This window comes from Flavobacterium sp. W20_MBD1_R3, from assembly GCF_052119725.1.
Classification (GTDB): Bacteria; Bacteroidota; Bacteroidia; order Flavobacteriales; family Flavobacteriaceae; genus Flavobacterium.
Window position 1 is genome coordinate 562941 of the sequence record NZ_JBGQOR010000002.1, and the last position, 18860, is coordinate 581800.

Below are 18860 nucleotides of genomic sequence, written 5' to 3' on the forward strand. Positions count from 1 at the left end.
TGGATAGTTAAATTATCAAAAAACATCTTGAAAACCCGAATCTCCTAGCCCCGATAGCAGTGAAAATCCTTATTGTTTTTTCCTCAAAAACAATAAGATTGCAACGTATAGCGGGAAATAGCTTCAAATAAAAATTCTATTGCTTATTTTTGCGCTCTATAAAATAGAATCATGATACAGAATCCAAAAAGATATACGATTACAGCGGCATTGCCGTATACGAACGGACCGATTCACATTGGCCATTTGGCGGGTGTTTACGTGCCCTCGGACATATATTCCAGATATTTAAGATTGCAGGGAAGAGACGTTTTGTTTGTTTGCGGAAGTGACGAGCACGGCGTGGCGATTTCGATGAAAGCCAAAAAAGAAGGCATTACGCCACAGGAAGTAATCGATAAATATGATGGAATCATCCGTAAATCGTTCTCTGATTTTGGAATTTCGTTTGATAATTATTCCCGAACTTCGGCTAAAATTCATCACGATACGGCTTCGGAATTTTTTACAAAATTATATGAAAAAGGTGATTTTATAGAACAAGTGACCGAGCAATTATATGATGCAAAAGCAGACCAATTCTTGGCAGACCGTTTTGTGGTTGGGACTTGCCCAAAATGTGGCAACGAAGAAGCATATGGCGATCAATGCGAAAAATGTGGTTCTACACTGAATGCTACGGATTTGATTAATCCAAAATCTACAATTACCGGTGAAACGCCAATTATGAAATCGACGAAACACTGGTTTTTGCCTTTGGATCGTTACGAAGATTTCTTGAAAGAGTGGATTCTTGTTGGACATAAAAACGACTGGAAACCCAATGTTTACGGACAAGTAAAATCATGGATTGACGGCGGATTAGAGCCTCGCGCTGTAACTCGTGACCTCGATTGGGGAATTGATGTGCCGGTAGAAGGTGCCGAAGGAAAAAAATTATACGTGTGGTTTGATGCGCCAATTGGCTATATTTCATCTACCAAAGAATGGGCTTTGCGTGAAGGGAAAGATTGGGAACCATACTGGAAAGATCAAGACACAAAACTGGTTCACTTCATAGGGAAAGATAATATTGTTTTTCATTGCATCATTTTCCCAGCCATGTTAAAAGCCGAAGGAAGTTATATTTTGCCGGACAATGTGCCTGCAAATGAGTTCTTGAACTTAGAAGGAAACAAATTATCTACGTCTAAAAACTGGGCGGTTTGGCTGCACGAATATTTAGAAGAATTCCCGAATCAGCAGGATGTTTTGCGTTATGCGTTGACATCAAATGCGCCGGAAACCAAGGATAATGATTTTACCTGGAAAGATTTTCAAGCGAGAAACAACAATGAATTGGTAGCGATTTACGGGAATTTCATTAATCGTGTGGTGGTTTTAACCAATAAATATTACAACGGAATTGTACCGCAACCCAATGAACTTTCGGAAGTGGACGAACAAACCTTGGCTGAATTGAAAGCGTATCCCGCGGTTATTTCAAGTTCTGTAGAGCGTTACAGATTTCGTGAAGCTTTGAGCGAATTGATGAATGTGGCTCGTTTAGGAAACAAATATTTAGCAGATGAAGAACCTTGGAAAGTCATTAAAGACAATCCGGAACGCGTGCAAACACAAATGTATGTGGCGTTGCAAATTGCCGCAGCATTGAGTTCACTTTGCGAACCGTTCTTACCATTTACAGCTAAAAAACTATCAAGAATTCTAAAAATAGAAAGTCCTTTGAACTGGAATACTATTGCTCAAAATTCTGATTTGATTCCTTCAGGTCACCAAATTGGTGAAGCAGAATTATTGTTTGCCAAAATTGAGGACGAGGAAATCCAAAAACAAATAGACAAACTGGAGGCGACTAAAACCGCTAACAAAGCGGAGAATAAAGTTGCAGAACCACAAAAAGAAGCGATTCAATTTGAGGATTTTGCCAAAATGGATATTCGTGTAGGAACCATCTTGGAAGCCGAAAAAATGCCAAAAGCAAACAAGCTCCTGATTTTGAAAGTAGACACCGGAATTGATGTTCGTACCATAGTTTCAGGAATTGCCGAGAGTTTTAAACCAGAAGATATTATTGGAAAAAGAGTTACTGTTTTAGTGAATTTGGCTCCAAGAAACCTTCGTGGCGTAGAAAGTCAAGGAATGATTTTGATGACTACCAATGCGGAAGGGAAACTTGTCTTTGTAAATCCGGATACGGATGGCGTTGCTAATGGAGAGACTATAAATTAGGAAAATTTACCGCAAATTCGCAAATTATTTTTTCTATCTTTAAAATTCGCGAATTCGCGGTAAAACATAAAACCATGAGCTTAAAAGTAATTGCTTTCGATGCCGATGATACCTTATGGATCAACGAAACCTACTTTGATGAGACCGAGAAAAAATTTTGTGGTTTGATGGAAGATTATTTGTCGCATCAAGGGATTTCCAAAGAATTATTCAAGGTCGAAATTGATAATCTGAAATTATACGGATACGGAATCAAGGGCTATATTCTTTCGATGATTGAAGCCGCAATGAATATTTCAAATAATACCATACCTATTGAAATCATTGAAAAAATCATTCAATATGGAAAAGAATTATTAGAGAAACCCATTGTTTTACTGGAAGGTGTCGAAGAAACTTTAGCGGCTTTACACGGAGAATACAAATTAGTGGTTGCCACCAAAGGCGATTTATTAGACCAACGAAGAAAACTACACAATTCGGGATTGGGTCATTATTTTCATCATATTGAAGTGATGTCAGACAAGCAAGAAATTGATTATTCAGATTTGATCAAACGTTTGGAAATACAGCCTAAAGAATTTTTTATGATTGGAAACTCGTTGAAGTCGGATGTTTTACCGGTTTTAGCCATTGGCGGACACGCCGTTCATATTCCGTTTCATACCACTTGGGCACACGAAAAAATCGACCATAAAGTGGAACATGAAAAATTTAGTTCTTTTGTGAAAATTATCGAAGTTTTGAAGCTGCTAGAAAAGAAAAATATTCCTCAAAAATAAAACAAAAAGGTAAAATCAATTAGTTCTCTACACCAGTAAAATCAATGCATTTGCTGGCTTATAATACACTAAACTTCCAAAAAAAATTCTGTTTTGTTTTTTATAAATGTCCAAAAACATTCAAAAAACGCTCATTTTAGTACATTTTTTATTACAATGAGCACGAATCCTTATATAATTTACTCTTTACGATGAATCCCCATTCTTAGAATGGTAGTTTTGTAAAAAATTTAAATTATTACATGATGAAAAAAATCATACTTACATTAGTTTTTGCTTCAGCGATTACAACTTTGAGCGCTCAAACAGAAAAAGAAAAAAGTACTGAAATCGACTTTAACAAATGGTCTATCGAAATTGCAGGTGGTGTCAACAAACCACAAGAACCTATGACTCCTGGTTATTTCACTTCTACTCCTAGCCCTTTTGTAGTTGATCTTGGAGTTCGATATATGTTCAACAACAAATTTGGTTTAAAAGCTGACGTTGGATACAACAGCTTCCAACCAAAAAAGGAATCTATTGATTTCGATACAAAATATTACAGAGCAAATTTACAAGCCGTTACTAACTTAGGAAGGGTTATGAATTTTGAAACTTGGACTAATACAATTGGCTTGTTAGGTCATGCAGGTTTTGGTTATGCTCAATTGAGAAATGAAAACGATGATATCCAAGACAAAATGGGTAACTTCATTGCTGGTGTAACAGCGCAAGTAAAACTAACAAACAGACTTGCTTTAACTGGAGATTTTACTACAATAATGAATTTCAGTCAAAGTACTGCTTTTGATGGTGCCAGCCTTACTCCTGAAGCTAATAGAGGTTTCTCAGGAAATCTTTTTACTGGTACGGTAGGTTTGACGGTTTACTTGGGTAAAAATGAAAAACATGCAGACTGGGTAATCGATAACGGAAATGAAATCGAAGAATTAAGACAAAAAATTGCTACAATTGAAAATAAAATGCTTGATGCCGATAATGATGGTGTAGCTAATTATTTAGATCAAGAAGAAAATACTCCTGCAGGTACTTTAGTTGATACAAAAGGAAGATCAATTGATAAAAATAACAACAATGTTCCTGATGAAACTGAAGCGTACATCTTGAAAAATTATTCAGGAAATAATGGTGACGGTAGCGTTGTATACGATAATGAGTTAATCAAAAGCTTAATTAACGGTGGTTATGTAGCTGTATATTTTGATTTTGATAAATCAACTCCAACAAATGTTTCAACAGAAGGAACTGATTTTATATTAACATATTTGAGAAACAATCCTTCTGCTTCAGTAGACATTATTGGTCACGCAGATGAATTAGGAAGATCAGATTACAACGATAAATTATCTACTTCAAGAGCTAACAATGTAAAAACTACTTTGGTAAATGCTAATATTGATGCATCAAGACTTAACGTAGTTGCAGCAGGTGAAGATACTTCGGTAAATAAAGATTCAGAAAACGCAAGAAAATTAGTTAGAAGAGTTACTTTCTCTGTAAAATAATTCATTCTAATAATACACAGAAAACCCTAGGAGAAATTCTCTTAGGGTTTTTTTTATGTTTTGTAGTTACTAAGATCCAAAAGCACTTTTATTACATCACTGAAGCAAGTTCTTGATAGATTGATTTCTGATTGAAAAGATTAGCAGTACTTTTGAAAAATAATTTAAATCAAATACTTTGAAAACGCTTTTAAATATCGAAAACTGGCCTCGAAAGGAACATTTTCATTTTTTTAAACAATTTGAAGAACCATTCTTCGGTGCCACTGTCGAGATTGATTGCAGTAAAGCATACGCTGCTGCAAAAGCATTAAAAACTTCATTTTTCAGTTACTACCTTCATAAAACATTAGTTGCTGTGAATACAATTGAATCGTTTCGTTATCGAATTTCAGACGATAAAATATATATTTGTGACCACATTAATGCTTCGGCTACAATTGGTCGTGAGGATGGCACTTTCGGATTTTCTTTGATCGAATACAATCGTGACTTCTCTATTTTTGCACTAAACATGTCAAATGAAATCGAGCGTATTCAGGCCACAACCGGACTTTTCACGCGAACGTTTGATGACGATAATGTCATTCATTTTTCAGCGATTCCGTGGCTGGATTTTACTTCATTATCCCACGCCAGAAGTTATACTTTTCCCGATAGTTGTCCCAAAATTTCGTTTGGAAAAATGAAAATTGCTGATAATGGCAAAAGAACTATGGCAATGTCTGTTCATGTTCATCACGGATTAATGGACGGTTTTCATGTAGGCCAATTTGTAGATTGCTTTCAGGAATTAATGAATAAATAGATTGATCACGATACGCGATTAAAATTATTAGTGTACAAAATTATCGCCCTTATAAAAAACAAAGATTTGCTTTTTTGTTTACCGAACAAATGTTAAAAATTTAATGAACCCAGAATACTCTATGTTTCCAATAGCTTTTCATCCCATATACCAACATCCTTTACCGGACGGGCATCGTTTTCCAATGTTGAAATATGAATTGCTTCCACAACAATTAGTACACGAAGGAACCGCGTCACTATCTGATTTCTTCAAACCTGATATTTGCGATTTAAAGCACGTTTTGGCAGTACACAAACAAGAGTATGTAGATGATTTACTACAGCTTACATTGAATGCAAAAGCGGCAAGAAAAATTGGATTCCCGCTATCAAAAGAGCTTGTGATGCGCGAATTAATTATTGCTCAAGGAACCATCACTGGCGCTCAAAAATCATTTGATACAAAAGTTTCATTTAATATCGCCGGCGGAACTCATCATGCTTTTTCAACTCACGGAGAAGCTTTTTGTTTATTAAATGACCAAGCAATAGCCTCTCGGTTTTTATTAGATCACAAATTATCTAAAAAAATTCTTATCATAGACTTAGATGTGCATCAAGGAAATGGAACAGCTGAAATTTTTCAAAGTAATCCAAATGTATTTACCTTTTCCACACATGGTAAGACAAACTATCCTTTCAAAAAAGAAATTTCCGACTTAGACATCAGTTTTAATGATGGCACAAAAGACGACGAATTTCTGCAAACCATTACAAAGGTAATTCCTAGATTAATTGAAACTCAAAAGCCCGATTTTATTTTCTATTTAGCGGGAGTTGATATTTTATCTTCTGATAAATTAGGTAAATTAGAATGCTCATTAGATGGTTGCAAAAAAAGAGATGAGCTAGTTTTTGAACTTTGTTCAAAATATCAAATTCCTGTGCAAGTATCCATGGGTGGCGGCTATTCTCCAGACATAAAAACAATTATTGAAGCGCACGCAAATACATACAGAGCTGCACTAAGTATTTTTTAAAAAAACAGGAATAACAACAATACTACATTACGTAAACCCAATTTTTAATAAAAGTAAACTAAGTAAAAAACGCACTAGCCACACATTTTTTGGTAAAATAAAAAAAATGCACGGCCTATTTTAAAGAAAACCGTGCATCTGTTTTTTGTTTTATTTTCCTAAAAGCATTACCTCATCAACGACCACTTCGGTAACATACCGTTTTTCTCCATTTTTATCATCATAACTCTTGTGAGATAACTTTCCTTCAATGGCGATTTCTTTTCCTTTGGTAACATATTTCTCTATGATTTCAGCTGTTTTTCCCCAAGCAACGAGTTTATGCCATTGCGTTTCTTCTACTTTTTCTCCTTTGTCATTTCTGTAGCTTTCATTTGTCGCTAGTGAAAAGTTAGCTACTTTTTTTCCTCCGTCAAATGATTTAATTTCTGGATCATTTCCTACATGTCCAATTAACTGTACTTTGTTTTTTAATGTGCTCATGGCGTATACTATTTAAATGTTAGTGTATGTTTTGTTGAAAGGCTCATCCAAATCAACACTGCAAAGATGTGGTGACTATCAAAAAGTATTCGGTTGCTAACTACTTACTTTCGGTTGTAACTACTTGTAAACGTTTGTAAATGGAAAAAATTAGTTATATTTGGGTAAAATAAATTTTATGCAAGCCAAAATAAATAAAGTAGAGTTACGAAATCTAAAAATTGAAGATTATAAAGAGCTAAAAAAATCAATGGTAGAGTCGTATCCCGAAATGGCAGGATCCTACTGGAGAGAACACCATATCGAAAAATTATTAAGTATTTTTCCGGAGGGACAGCTAGTGATTTTAGTCGATGGGAAAGTAGTTGGTTCTGCATTATCCTTAATTGTAGATGAAAGCTTAGTAGACAAAAATCATAATTATTCTGATATAACCGGAAAATATACTTTTTCAACTCATAATCCACAAGGGAATGTGTTGTACGGAATAGATGTTTTCATCCATCCTAATTATAGAGGACTGCGCCTTGGAAGACGTTTATACGACGCTCGTAAAGAACTATGCGAACAATTGAATTTAAAAGCGATTGTTTTTGCAGGCAGAATTCCAAATTATGGACAACATGCGGAGACCCTCACACCCAAAAATTATATCGAAAAGGTAAAAAGAAAAGAATTACATGATCCAGTACTTTCTTTTCAATTGAGCAATGATTTTCACGTAATCCGAGTAATGAAAAGCTACTTAGAAGGCGATACCGACTCTAAAGAATTTGCAGTTTTACTAGAATGGAACAATATTTATTATGACGAAAGTCCTAAATTAATAAACCTCAAGAAAAGTGTCATCCGTTTAGGACTTGTTCAATGGCAAATGCGTCAACTAAACAATCTAGAAGCTTTATACGAGCAGTGCGAATTTTTTGTTGATGTCGTTTCGGGTTATGGAAGTGATTTTGCCTTATTTCCAGAACTTTTTACAGCTCCATTAATGGCGGATTACAATCATTTGTCTGAAGCAGAAGCGATTCGCGAATTAGCAAAATATACAGAACCCATTCGCAAACGCTTTCAGGAGCTAGCTATTTCTTACAACATTAACATTATTACAGGGAGCATGCCTCATTTAGAAAATGGCACTTTGTACAATGTTGGTTTCCTCTGTAAAAGGGATGGAACGTCAGAGATGTACGCTAAAATTCATGTTACTCCAAACGAAGTTCAGCACTGGGGAATGACCGGCGGATCACAAATTAAGACTTTTGATACGGATTGTGGTAAAATAGGAATTATGATTTGTTACGATGTTGAATTTCCAGAACTCTCCAGATTACTGGCAGATGAAGGAATGAACATTTTATTCGTTCCTTTCTTGACAGACACTCAAAATGCCTATACCAGAGTTAAGCATTGCGCTCAAGCCAGAGCAATTGAGAACGAATGTTATGTGGCTATTGCTGGTTGTGTAGGAAATCTTCCAAAGGTAAACAACATGGACATTCAATATGCACAATCTGCAGTATTTACGCCTTCTGATTTTGCTTTTCCAAGCAACGGAATCAAAGCCGAAGCAACACCAAATACAGAAATGACGCTAATTGTAGATGTAGATTTAGACTTGCTAAAAGAGCTTCACGAACACGGAAGCGTGCGCATTCTAAAAGACCGTAGAACTGATTTATACGATATCAAAAAAATAAATCCATGACCAAAACCTGCTTAGAATGCGAAGAAAAAATTGTGGGTCGCGAAGACAAAAAGTTTTGCAGCGACGGATGTCGCAATGCCTACAATAATAAAATCAACAAAGACAGTACTAATTTTATGCGCAACATCAACAACAAGTTGCGCAAAAATTATCGCATTCTATCAGAACTTAATACCGAAGGAAAATCAAAAACTACACGCGCAAAACTATTAAGCAAAGGCTTTGATTTTGCATTTTTTACTAATATTCTACAAACTAAAACTGGAAATACCTACTATTTCCTATACGATCAAGGCTACTTGGTTTTAGATAATGATTTTTATATGTTAGTAAAAAAAGACTTATAATACCGCACCCCAAAATTTGCATACCAACCATGAAAAAAGATTATTCCTCCATTTTTGCCGGTTTGTTTATCTCAATAATTTTGGCATTATTCTTCTATACGATGATGCCACAATGGACTTCAGAAAGTCAAGGCTCCCTTACTGAGTTCTCGACCCAAAGAGCTTTGAAACACATTGAAGCTGTTTCAAAAAAACCGCATTATGTGGGCTCCGAGAATCATCATGTGGTAGCTTCTTATCTTCTAAAAGAGCTGAATAAACTAGGAATAGAAACTTCTATTCAAGAAGGGTATACGCTCAGTGACTGGGGAAATCTGGTACAATCAAAAAACATTTTAGCTCGCATAAAAGGCTCTGATAATTCAAAAGCATTATTATTGCTTTCACATTATGACAGCGCACCCCATTCCTTCTCACCGGGCGCTAGTGATGCAGGTTCTGGCGTAGCCACAATCCTAGAAAGTGTTCGCGCTTTTTTGTACAGTAAAACCCCGCATAAAAATGATATTATTATTCTGTTCTCGGATGCCGAAGAATTGGGATTGAATGGCGCAGCACTTTTTGTAACCCAGCATGAATGGGCAAAACAAGTGGGACTGGTACTCAATTTTGAAGCAAGAGGTTCCTCCGGGCCCAGTTATATGCTGATGGAAACCAACAACGGAAATGCAGGTTTAGTGAAGGAGTTCGCTGCTGCAAAAACCCCTTTTCCTGTTTCAAACTCCTTGATGTATAGCATTTATAAAATGTTGCCCAACGATACTGACTTGACCGTTTTTAGAGAACAAGGCAATATTCAAGGGTATAATTTTGCTTTTATTGATGACCATTTTAATTACCATACGGCCCAAGATGACATCAATCATTTGAACAAAAACACATTAGCACATCAAGGTTCTTATTTGATGCCATTGTTGAATTATTTCTCAAATACGGATTTGAATACAACACAAGCAAGCGAAGATTATGCATACTTTACCATTCCGTACACTTTTATAAGCTATCCTTTCAGTTGGGTTTTACCAATGGTTTTGCTCGCCTTAGCAGCATTTCTTGTACTATTATTTTTAGGAAGAGCCAAACGCCTCTTGTCAGCACGGGAAATTGTAAAAGGATTTATTCCTTTAGTAGGTTCGCTGCTGGCAACTGGAATACTTGCTTTTTTTGGATGGAAAGGATTATTAGTTGCCTATCCGCAGTACAATGACCTACTCAACGGCTTTACCTATAACGGTCACGCATACATTGCCGCTTTCATACTACTGGCTTTGGCGATAAGTATGGCATTTTATCATTTATTTTCAGCTCGTAAAGTGACTATCAATCATTACGTAGCGCCATTATTTATTTGGATTGTAATCAATAGTATAGTTGCTTTTGTTTTACCTGGAGCAGGATTCTTGATTATTCCGGTATATTTTGGCCTTACCATTTTTGGTATTTTCATTGCTACTCAAAAATCTAATAAGACATTAAACCTAATTTTGAGTATTCCTGCCTTGATCATTATAGCCCCTTTTATCCAAATGTTTCCTATTGGTTTAGGTCTAAAGGTTTTGTTTGGAAGTGCCATTCTTACCGTGTTAACTTTTGGATTATTGTTACCTGTTTTTGGGGCTTTCGCCAAAAAAGGAATTTGGTCTATACTCCTTCTTTTGCTTTCCATTGGATTTTTTGCGAAAGCGCATTTAGAGTCGGAATATGAACCCGGAAAAGCCAAGTCAAATAGCTTGTTATACGTGTACAATGCTGATAAAGATCAAGCCAATTGGGCAACGTACGACACTAATCTTGATCCTTGGACCAAAACCTATTTAGGCAAGAATCCAAAAAAAGCAACTAATTTGAACGAAATTCCGTTATTCAGCAAATACAATTCTGGTTTTACCTATGTTGCCGAAGCGCCTAAAAAAGAGCTTCTGAAACCAACTATTGCGTTTCTGGAAGACAGAATTGTAGGTAATCAACGATTTTTAAAAATAAAAATTTCTCCAAACAGAAACGTTAATCGTTATGATATTTTTGCCAATGAAAAAATGATAATTCATAATTTTAAAGCGAATGGCGCTACAACATTAGGACAAAAAACTTCGCTTTACCAACGTAAAGGAAAGAAGATTTTAAGTTATTATGTGGTAGCAAATGCGCCGCTAGAAATGCAGTTTAGTTTTAATGCTGCAACTGCTTTTGACATGGAAATGCTAGAAAGCTCTTTCGATTTACTTTCCAATCCTTCATTTGAAATAATAAAACGAGAAAACTGGATGATGCCTACGCCTTTTGTTTTGAATGATGCCATACTGCTCAGACAAAAAATAAAGCCTACCGCAGTTGAAGTTCTTTATCCTGTGAATACTGATCTGTTAATTCCAGTTGTAAAAAATAGTTTGACTGTTGTAAAAGACAGTTTAAAAGCGAATTAATTAGATGTAGGAAGTCATAAATTGTGATGCCAAATAAATAGCTAAACACGAATTTCGCAGATTTACAGTAATTAATTGGTGCAAATTCGCGTACGTATTTAAATGTTCTATTGAAATATTTGTTCGCCTGTAAATTTTCAAAATTAAGATTGACTATAAAAAACAAAATGATAAAAATTAGTATTTTGGGTTGCGGCTGGCTGGGTTTACCTTTGGCGAAAGCCTTACTTTCAAAAGGATTTTTCGTAAAAGGATCAACAACTTCGGCGGCGAAAGTATCGGTTTTGGAAAACATAGGAATTGAACCTTTTTTAATCACACTTTCAGAAAATAAAATTACTGGAAGCATGAATGATTTTTTGGAGAATTCTACTATTTTAATTATTGATGTTCCACCAAAACTTCGCGGCTCAGGCACAGAAAATTTTGTCACCAAGATTAGAAATGTGATTCCGTTTATAGAAAAATCATCTGTTAAAAACGTGCTTTTCATCAGCTCGACATCCGTTTATAATGATGAAGCTATTTTTGTTACTGAACAAACAATCCCGAAACCGGAAACAGAAAGCGGAAAACAATTACTGGAAACAGAACAGCTTTTGCAGAAGAACAGCCACTTTAAAACAACGGTTTTGCGTTTTGGCGGCTTAATTGGCGAAGACCGTCATCCAGTACGTTTTTTAGCTGGTAGAGAAAATTTAGACCATCCTGATGCTCCGATAAATTTAATTCATCAGGACGATTGTATTGGTATTATTCTCAAAATCATTGAAGTGAATTCTTGGAATGAAACCTTCAATGCGGCAGCTCCTTTTCATCCTTCTCGGGCAGCGTATTATACCCAAAAAGCGAAGGCTTTGCATCTGGATTTACCAAAGTTCAACCTAGGAAATAATTCCGGTGGAAAAATAATTTTTAGTGCTCACATTGAAAAGCTTTTAAAGTATACTTTTGTGAAACCAAATTTATAAAGTGAGAACTAAAATTAAGAATATTATTTCCTCCAAGGTCAACACCATTGGATTGCCAATTTTGGCTTTGTGTTGGGTTAGTTTTTTTTGGGGAACAACCTGGATTGCTTCTAAAGAAGGCGTACAACACATGCCAGCCTTACAGCTTGTCGCCATCAGACAATTCTTGGGAGGATTTCTATATATTTCCTATTTTTTGTTTAAAAAAGCACCGTGGCCCAAGGGAAAACAATGGAAAACGATCCTCATTCTTAGCATTCTTAATTTTGTACTTAGCAACGGATTAAGTACCTGGGGCGTGAAGTACATCAGTAGTGGTCTTGGTGCAATCATTGGCGCAATTGTTCCTTTATGGATTGTAGTTATTACTTTTTTTAGAGGAGAACGCTTGTCAAAATTCTCCGTTATTGGCTTGATTATCAGTTTTAGTGGCGTTTGCGTAATTTTTTACGATCACTTGACTGATTTTCTGATCCCTAGTTTCAGATTTGGAATACTAATATCTATAATTTCTACTTTAACATGGGCTTTTGGAACGCTGTATACGAAGAAAAAAGCAGCTACTTTCAATCCGTATTTTAGTTTGGGACTACAAATGTTTATTTCTAGTATTTTAGTTTTTGCCTATACCGGCGCCACCGGAATTTCCGTTAGATTAAGTGAGATCCCAGCCATTTCCTGGTGGTCTATCGCTTATTTAGTTGTTTTTGGTTCCATACTTACCTTCATTGCCTTTATTTATGCCCTTCAAAATCTTCCCGCCGAGATTAGTACCGTTTATTCCTATATAAATCCAATTATTGCAGTACTCTTAGGAGCTTTGATTTTTGGGGAAACCCTAAATGCCGCTATTGCCATAGGAGGTGGAGTTACGCTGTTTGGGTTATATATGGTAAATTACTCGCTGCGAAGAACCCGGAAAAACAGTATCAAAACTGAATAAAAAAAGTCCCATTTGCAAAGGCAAGTGGGACTTTTTAATAGTTCAAGATTATTTTTATAACGGTTACTCTTTATTTTACATCCTATTTATAATTTAAATAGAAAAAATCATAGTAGAATTTACCGCTATTAAATAGTACAGTAGACTGATTTCTACCATATTTTGACACGTTTTTCAGGTGCAATGTACATTCCGTCATTTGGTTCAATATTGAATGCTTGATAGAACGTATCAATATTTTGCAAAGGAACATAAGCACGATACATTCCTGGAGAGTGCGGATCTGTTTTTACTTGGTTTTTCAACGCTTCATCACGCATTTTCGAACGCCAGATGGTTGACCAAGATATAAAGAAACGTTGTTCTGGTGTATATCCGTCTATTAATCCGGGGTTTCCGTTTGCTTTTAAGTACAATTGCAAACCATCATAGGCTGCATTAACACCACCTAAATCTCCTATATTTTCACCTAATGTAAATTTCCCGTCTACAAAAGTTCCAGGAATAGGTTGCAAAGCACTGTATTGCGCTGCAAGTGCTCCGGTCAAGGCGGAAAATTGTTTTAAATCTTCTGCGGTCCACCAGTCTACTAAATTTCCATCAGCATTATAACGTGATCCAGAATCATCAAAACCATGTGAAATTTCATGTCCGATAACAGCTCCAATTCCACCATAATTTACGGCTTCATCAGCTTGATAATTGTAAAAAGGCGGTTGCAAAATAGCCGCTGGAAATACAATTTCGTTATTAGATGGATTAAAATAGGCGTTGACTGTTTGCGGTGACATACCCCATTTCTCTTTATCGACAGGCTTGTTCAACTCAGCTATGTTTTCTTCAAAACGCCATTTTGCCAAGTTTTTAACATTTTCAAAATATGTTCCGCCTTCTTTAGGACTTTTAATAGTCAAGGCTGAGTAATCCTTCCATGTATCAGGATATCCAATTTTTATTCTTGATTTATGTAATTTAGCGACCGCACTTACTTTAGTTTCTGCAGACATCCAAGGCAAATCATTGATTCGGTTTTCGAAAGCAAGAAATATATTCTTGATCATCTTCTCCGCTTTAGCTTTGGCCTCAGCCGGAAACATTTTCTCTACATATAATTTTCCTAATGCTTCTCCCACGGTTCCATTTATAGTTTGAAGAGCTCTTTCGTCACGCGGTCTTTGACTTACAGCACCCGTCAGCGTTTTTCCGTAAAACTCCCAGTTAGCATTTTCAATAGTAGTTGACAATTGGCTAGAAGCTCTGTTTAACAAAGTCCAACGCATGTATGCTTTCCAGTCCTCTACTTTATTTTCTTTGAAAATAGTTTCTAAAGCCGTCATGTATTTAGGCTGCGACACGATCAAGGAATCCACTTTAGGCAATCCTATTTTTGTGAAATAATTATCCCAGTTAATTGTAGGTGTCAATTTTTGCAAATCACCTACCGTCATTGGATTGTATGATTTGCGACGGTCTCTTCTTTCTACTCGGTCCAATCTTGGTTTAGACATAGCAATTTCTAGGGCCAAAATTCTCTCGGCATTTGTTTTAGCTACTGCTGGTGTGTCCCCTAAATACTGTAACATTTTAGCAACATGAAGCACATATTTAGCTCGTTTCTCTTTAGAATCAGCATCCTCAGAAACATAATAATCTCTGTCTGGCAAACCTACGCTGCCCAAACCTACATTGATCACATTTCGATTGCTGTTTTTGGCATCGGTCCCTACACCGGCACCAATAAATCCAATACCGCCTATTGGCTCCATTTCAATTAACAAAGCCTCTAAATCTTTCGTGTTTTTGACTGCGTTTATTTTTGTTAAATACGGTTTCAAAGGCGCTATTCCTGCTTTATTTCTACCTACAGTATCTAGTATTGATTGATATAAATTAACGGCTTTCCCTTGATCTGTATTTGATTTGTAACTAGGATTTGTGGTAGCATCCTTCAAAATTGCCAAAGCATCTGCATCTGTCTTTTGACGCAATTCATCAAAACTTCCCCAACGAGTTCTATCGCTTGGTATAGCTGTATTATCCAACCAAGTTCCATTCACATAGCGAAAAAAATCATTATTGGGTTTTACACTTTTATCCATGTGATTAACATTGATTCCCGGTTCTTTTGCAACGCTAGTATTCTGGGCTTGACTAATCGTAAAACCCAAGATTGCAGGAATCACAAAAAGCAACTGCTTATTAATGTTCTTTTTCATTTTTAATATTTGTTTAGTTAGTTTCACAAAGCTATCGATAAAATTTTTAAATTCTTGCTAAATTTCGTCCGAATAAGATTGTGTTAATTTGAATTAAAAATAAATCTCATTTTTGTATTTTTGCATGAAAATAATATCATGTTACACATTTTAAAAAAATACCGAATCTTTTTTGGGGTCTTGATCGTTTTTTCAGCTATCGTTTTACCTTTATTCTATTCGGCTTTAAAGCCACAAAAAACACTTCCTATTTATAATCCTGCTGACGTAAATCCAGAATTAGTAGATAGTACTGTTCAATACAAAAGCAAATACCACACGATTGCTGACTTTTCCTTTACTAATCAAAACGGAAAAACCATTACCCAAAAAGACTACGAAGGAAAAATATATGTAGCTGATTTTTTCTTCACCACCTGCGGCACTATTTGTCCAAAGATGACCACTAATTTATCCGGTATCCAGCAAGCTTTTGCCAATGATCCAAAGGTGAAATTATTATCTTTTACTGTTTTTCCGGAAACCGACAGCGTTCCTGTTTTGAAGGCTTACGCCAAAAAATATAAGGTTGACGACTCAAAATGGAATTTAGTCACCGGTGATAAAAAAGAAATTTATACCATGGCCAGAAAATCGTATTTAGCCGTCAAACTGGGAGAACCAAGCCAATTATATGACATGGTTCATACAGAAAATTTTGTCTTAGTCGATGCTAAAAAAAGAGTTCGTGGTTTTTATGATGGCACCAATAAAGAAGATGTGAAACGATTAATCGATGATATTACTTTTTTGAGTAACGAGTAAAAGCTGTATTCAAAAAATTTCGAGTCTTTTTCTAATAAATGCGAATACCATTTGTACAACTGTTTTGCTTTAGTAACAGTACAAAAGTGACATTTATCATTTTTATTTATTTTAAAATGCGTATTTTTGCAATCTTAATTCAATCTAAATAAGGTTTGCAAACAACGATAAATTCTCTCAAAAAAGGCGAAAAGGCCATGATAAAAGACTTTGACATTGATACCGTACCATTAAAATTATTAGAAATGGGTTGCTTGCCGGGCAATCTGGTAGAATTGCTTCAAATTGCTCCTTTTGGTGATCCTTTATATTTAAACATCAATGGTTCGCACGTCGCTATCCGAGTGGAAACAGCGCGTGAAATTGAAGTTGAAATACTAAAAAACATTTTATAATGATCAATCAAAATATCAACGTTGCTTTAATTGGAAATCCTAATACAGGGAAAACCTCTGTTTTTAATCAGTTAACTGGTTTAAATCAACAGGTAGGAAATTATCCTGGAATTACCGTTGAAAAAAAGATAGGTTTTTGCAAATTACCCAATAATATAAAAGCTAATATTCTAGATCTACCCGGAACTTATAGCCTTAACGCAAGTTCGATTGATGAAAATGTAGTCATTGAATTATTATTAAACAAAAATGACAAATTATATCCTGACGTAGTGCTTGTGGTGGCAGATGTCGAGAATTTAAAAAGAAATTTACTTCTTTTTACCCAAATAAAAGACTTAGAAATTCCAACCATATTAGTTATCAATATGGCGGACAGAATGAAATTTAAGGGAATTACGTTAGATATTCCACTTCTTGAAAAAGAATTAAAAACCAGAATTGCACTGATTAGTTCAAGAAAAGGTTTGGGTATTGATGAACTAAAAAAACTCATTATCACCTACAAATCTCTTTCAACTGAACCATGCTTGAACGCATCGAGCATTGATCCAGATTATTTTAATACCTTAAGAAAAACATTCCCAAGTCAACTTTTGTATAAATTATGGCTGGTCATCACTCAAGATGTCAATTTCCTGAATTTAGACCGTAATGAAATCCCAAATTCATTGACTAAATCCCATTCGGATTTAAAGCGTTTACAACAAAAAGAAACCATAAAGCGCTATCAGTTTATCAATGACGTTTTAAAATCAGGGCTAAAAGTTGATGAAACACTAGCCAGAGATTTTCGCAGCAAACTGGATCGTGTCCTGACCCATAAAATTTGGGGATATGTGATTTTCTTCATGATTTTATTTGTCATTTTTCAATCCATTTTCGAATGGTCTAAAATCCCAATGGATTTCATTGACGGCACATTTGCTTCTTTGAGTGCTTTTGCTGCCGAAGAATTGCCAGCAGGAGTCCTGACTAACCTTATTTCGCAAGGAATCATTCCTGGAATTGGAGGAATCTTGATATTCATCCCTCAAATTGCCTTTCTATTTATGTTTATATCCATTCTCGAAGAAAGCGGTTATATGAGTCGCGTTGTTTTCCTAATGGATAAAATCATGCGTAAATTTGGGTTATCAGGAAAAAGTGTGGTTCCGCTTATTTCTGGTACTGCCTGTGCGATTCCTGCGATAATGGCAACACGAAATATCGAAAACTGGAAAGAAAGATTAATCACCATCCTAGTCACACCTTTTACAACTTGCTCCGCCAGACTACCTGTTTACGCAATAATTATTGCTCTTGTAATTCCAGATACTCGTGTTTTTGGATTTTTAAATATGCAAGGAATGACGTTAATGCTATTGTACCTTTTGGGTTTTGGAATGGCTATTCTTTCTGCTTATATTTTGAATAAAATCCTTAAAATAAATGGAAAAACATACTTCGTTGTAGAAATGCCTAACTATAAACTACCTCTTTTTAAGAACGTAGGTATTAATGTTATCGAAAAAACAAAAGCTTTTGTTTTTGGAGCCGGAAAAATAATTCTGGCTATTTCTATTGTTCTATGGTTTTTGGCATCATATGGACCTGGAGAAAAATTCAATAACGCACAAGCGATCGTGACCGAAAAAACTAAGAACAATCCGTTACCGGAAGCCGAATTTGATAATGCTGTGGCCTCCCAAAAACTGGAAAATTCTTATATAGGCATTATGGGAAAAACAATTGAACCCGCTATTTCCCCTTTGGGCTACGACTGGAAAATAGGAATTGCTATTATCAGTTCCTTTGCTGCGAGAGAAGTATTTGTAGGAACATTAGCTACTATTTACAGTGTTGGCGGTAGTGATAATGAAGTGACGATCAAGAATAAAATGGCCGCCGAAATCAATCCGGTTACGGGAAAGAAAATCTTTAATTTTGCATCTGGAATATCACTATTGCTGTTTTATGCTTTTGCACTGCAGTGCGTAAGTACCCTAGCAGTTACTAAAAAAGAAACCAATTCCTGGAAATGGCCCGCTGGACAATTAATATTTATGTCGGGATTTGCATATATTGTAGCGTTGCTTGCCTACCAAATTTTAAAGTAGTCCCAGCATCATGAATTTATAATCCATCGTTTGGGTTTAAGTTACTGGAGGCTAAAATTGAAAGATCGATTTTTGTCTTTTCCCCTCCAATTTGATTACTTATTATTAGCTATAAACTGG

15 protein-coding genes are annotated in these 18860 nt (G+C 35.6%); 13 read left to right on the forward strand and 2 right to left on the reverse strand.

What is annotated here, in order from left to right:
* The first annotated feature begins 171 nt into the window (after nt 1-171).
* From metG to ACEN2F_RS05550, 5 genes are all read left to right on the forward strand, one after another.
* Complete coding sequence (gene metG / locus ACEN2F_RS05530; RefSeq protein WP_441736737.1) at nt 172-2232, forward strand: methionine--tRNA ligase; 2061 nt, start codon at nt 172-174, stop codon at nt 2230-2232.
* Nucleotides 2233-2306: 74 nt separating this feature from the next.
* Complete coding sequence (locus ACEN2F_RS05535) at nt 2307-3014, forward strand: HAD family hydrolase (RefSeq protein WP_441736738.1); 708 nt, start codon at nt 2307-2309, stop codon at nt 3012-3014.
* A 245-nt stretch (nt 3015-3259) separates the two neighbouring features.
* The gene (locus ACEN2F_RS05540; protein ID WP_441736739.1) at nt 3260-4522 is read left to right on the forward strand and encodes an OmpA family protein; all 1263 of its coding nucleotides are present in this window, start codon (nt 3260-3262) and stop codon (nt 4520-4522) included.
* A gap of 178 nt (nt 4523-4700) precedes the next feature.
* The gene (locus tag ACEN2F_RS05545; protein WP_441736740.1) at nt 4701-5330 is read left to right on the forward strand and encodes a CatA-like O-acetyltransferase; all 630 of its coding nucleotides are present in this window, start codon (nt 4701-4703) and stop codon (nt 5328-5330) included.
* Nucleotides 5331-5451: 121 nt separating this feature from the next.
* Nucleotides 5452-6351: a histone deacetylase family protein gene (locus tag ACEN2F_RS05550; RefSeq protein WP_441736847.1), complete on the forward strand. Its 900-nt coding sequence runs from the start codon at nt 5452-5454 to the stop codon at nt 6349-6351.
* Between the two features lie 150 nt (nt 6352-6501).
* Here ACEN2F_RS05550 and ACEN2F_RS05555 read toward each other — a convergent pair whose 3' ends face one another.
* Nucleotides 6502-6834: a single-stranded DNA-binding protein gene (locus ACEN2F_RS05555; RefSeq protein ID WP_441736741.1), complete on the reverse strand. Its 333-nt coding sequence runs from the start codon at nt 6832-6834 to the stop codon at nt 6502-6504.
* Nucleotides 6835-7012: 178 nt separating this feature from the next.
* Between ACEN2F_RS05555 and ACEN2F_RS05560 the strand changes: the two genes are divergently transcribed.
* The 5 genes from ACEN2F_RS05560 to ACEN2F_RS05580 all read left to right on the forward strand — a co-directional run bounded on the left by ACEN2F_RS05560 (nt 7013) and on the right by ACEN2F_RS05580 (nt 13226).
* A complete protein-coding gene (locus tag ACEN2F_RS05560; RefSeq protein WP_441736742.1) occupies nt 7013-8542 on the forward strand; it encodes a GNAT family N-acetyltransferase in 1530 nt (509 codons plus the stop codon).
* Nucleotides 8539-8889 (forward strand): hypothetical protein, encoded by a 351-nt coding sequence (locus tag ACEN2F_RS05565; RefSeq protein WP_441736743.1) that lies wholly within the window; start codon nt 8539-8541, stop codon nt 8887-8889. Before ACEN2F_RS05560 ends, ACEN2F_RS05565 begins: the two co-directional genes overlap by 4 nt.
* Before the next feature lie 101 nt (nt 8890-8990).
* Entirely contained in the window at nt 8991-11312 is a 2322-nt protein-coding gene (locus tag ACEN2F_RS05570; protein WP_441736849.1) for a M28 family peptidase, read from the forward strand.
* A gap of 167 nt (nt 11313-11479) precedes the next feature.
* Nucleotides 11480-12283, forward strand: a complete 804-nt coding sequence (locus tag ACEN2F_RS05575; protein ID WP_441736744.1) for an SDR family oxidoreductase — start codon at nt 11480-11482, stop codon at nt 12281-12283.
* A 1-nt stretch (nt 12284) separates the two neighbouring features.
* Complete coding sequence (locus tag ACEN2F_RS05580; protein WP_441736745.1) at nt 12285-13226, forward strand: DMT family transporter; 942 nt, start codon at nt 12285-12287, stop codon at nt 13224-13226.
* Nucleotides 13227-13378: 152 nt separating this feature from the next.
* Here ACEN2F_RS05580 and ACEN2F_RS05585 read toward each other — a convergent pair whose 3' ends face one another.
* Nucleotides 13379-15442: a M13 family metallopeptidase gene (locus ACEN2F_RS05585; protein ID WP_441736746.1), complete on the reverse strand. Its 2064-nt coding sequence runs from the start codon at nt 15440-15442 to the stop codon at nt 13379-13381.
* 138 nt (nt 15443-15580) lie between these two features.
* Between ACEN2F_RS05585 and ACEN2F_RS05590 the strand changes: the two genes are divergently transcribed.
* From ACEN2F_RS05590 to feoB, 3 genes are all read left to right on the forward strand, one after another.
* On the forward strand, nt 15581-16246 hold the full coding sequence (locus tag ACEN2F_RS05590; protein WP_441736747.1) for an SCO family protein: 666 nt from the start codon (nt 15581-15583) through the stop codon (nt 16244-16246).
* Between the two features lie 155 nt (nt 16247-16401).
* Nucleotides 16402-16641: a FeoA family protein gene (locus ACEN2F_RS05595; RefSeq protein ID WP_441736748.1), complete on the forward strand. Its 240-nt coding sequence runs from the start codon at nt 16402-16404 to the stop codon at nt 16639-16641.
* Entirely contained in the window at nt 16641-18740 is a 2100-nt protein-coding gene (gene feoB, locus ACEN2F_RS05600; protein ID WP_441736749.1) for a ferrous iron transport protein B, read from the forward strand. Before ACEN2F_RS05595 ends, feoB begins: the two co-directional genes overlap by 1 nt.
* Nucleotides 18741-18860: the final 120 nt, after the last annotated feature.

What these genes read in the sequence shown, in the direction of transcription:
- ACEN2F_RS05585 (WP_441736746.1), bottom strand. Translation starts at nt 15,442, where the DNA reads ATGAAAAAGAACATTAATAAGCAGTTGCTTTTTGTGATTCCTGCAATC.
- ACEN2F_RS05535 (WP_441736738.1), top strand. Translation starts at nt 2,307, where the DNA reads ATGAGCTTAAAAGTAATTGCTTTCGATGCCGATGATACCTTATGGATC.
- ACEN2F_RS05590 (WP_441736747.1), top strand. Translation starts at nt 15,581, where the DNA reads ATGTTACACATTTTAAAAAAATACCGAATCTTTTTTGGGGTCTTGATC.
- ACEN2F_RS05560 (WP_441736742.1), top strand. Translation starts at nt 7,013, where the DNA reads ATGCAAGCCAAAATAAATAAAGTAGAGTTACGAAATCTAAAAATTGAA.
- ACEN2F_RS05575 (WP_441736744.1), top strand. Translation starts at nt 11,480, where the DNA reads ATGATAAAAATTAGTATTTTGGGTTGCGGCTGGCTGGGTTTACCTTTG.
- feoB (WP_441736749.1), top strand. Translation starts at nt 16,641, where the DNA reads ATGATCAATCAAAATATCAACGTTGCTTTAATTGGAAATCCTAATACA.
- ACEN2F_RS05550 (WP_441736847.1), top strand. Translation starts at nt 5,452, where the DNA reads ATGTTTCCAATAGCTTTTCATCCCATATACCAACATCCTTTACCGGAC.
- ACEN2F_RS05570 (WP_441736849.1), top strand. Translation starts at nt 8,991, where the DNA reads ATGATGCCACAATGGACTTCAGAAAGTCAAGGCTCCCTTACTGAGTTC.
- metG (WP_441736737.1), top strand. Translation starts at nt 172, where the DNA reads ATGATACAGAATCCAAAAAGATATACGATTACAGCGGCATTGCCGTAT.
- ACEN2F_RS05540 (WP_441736739.1), top strand. Translation starts at nt 3,260, where the DNA reads ATGAAAAAAATCATACTTACATTAGTTTTTGCTTCAGCGATTACAACT.
- ACEN2F_RS05555 (WP_441736741.1), bottom strand. Translation starts at nt 6,834, where the DNA reads ATGAGCACATTAAAAAACAAAGTACAGTTAATTGGACATGTAGGAAAT.
- ACEN2F_RS05565 (WP_441736743.1), top strand. Translation starts at nt 8,539, where the DNA reads ATGACCAAAACCTGCTTAGAATGCGAAGAAAAAATTGTGGGTCGCGAA.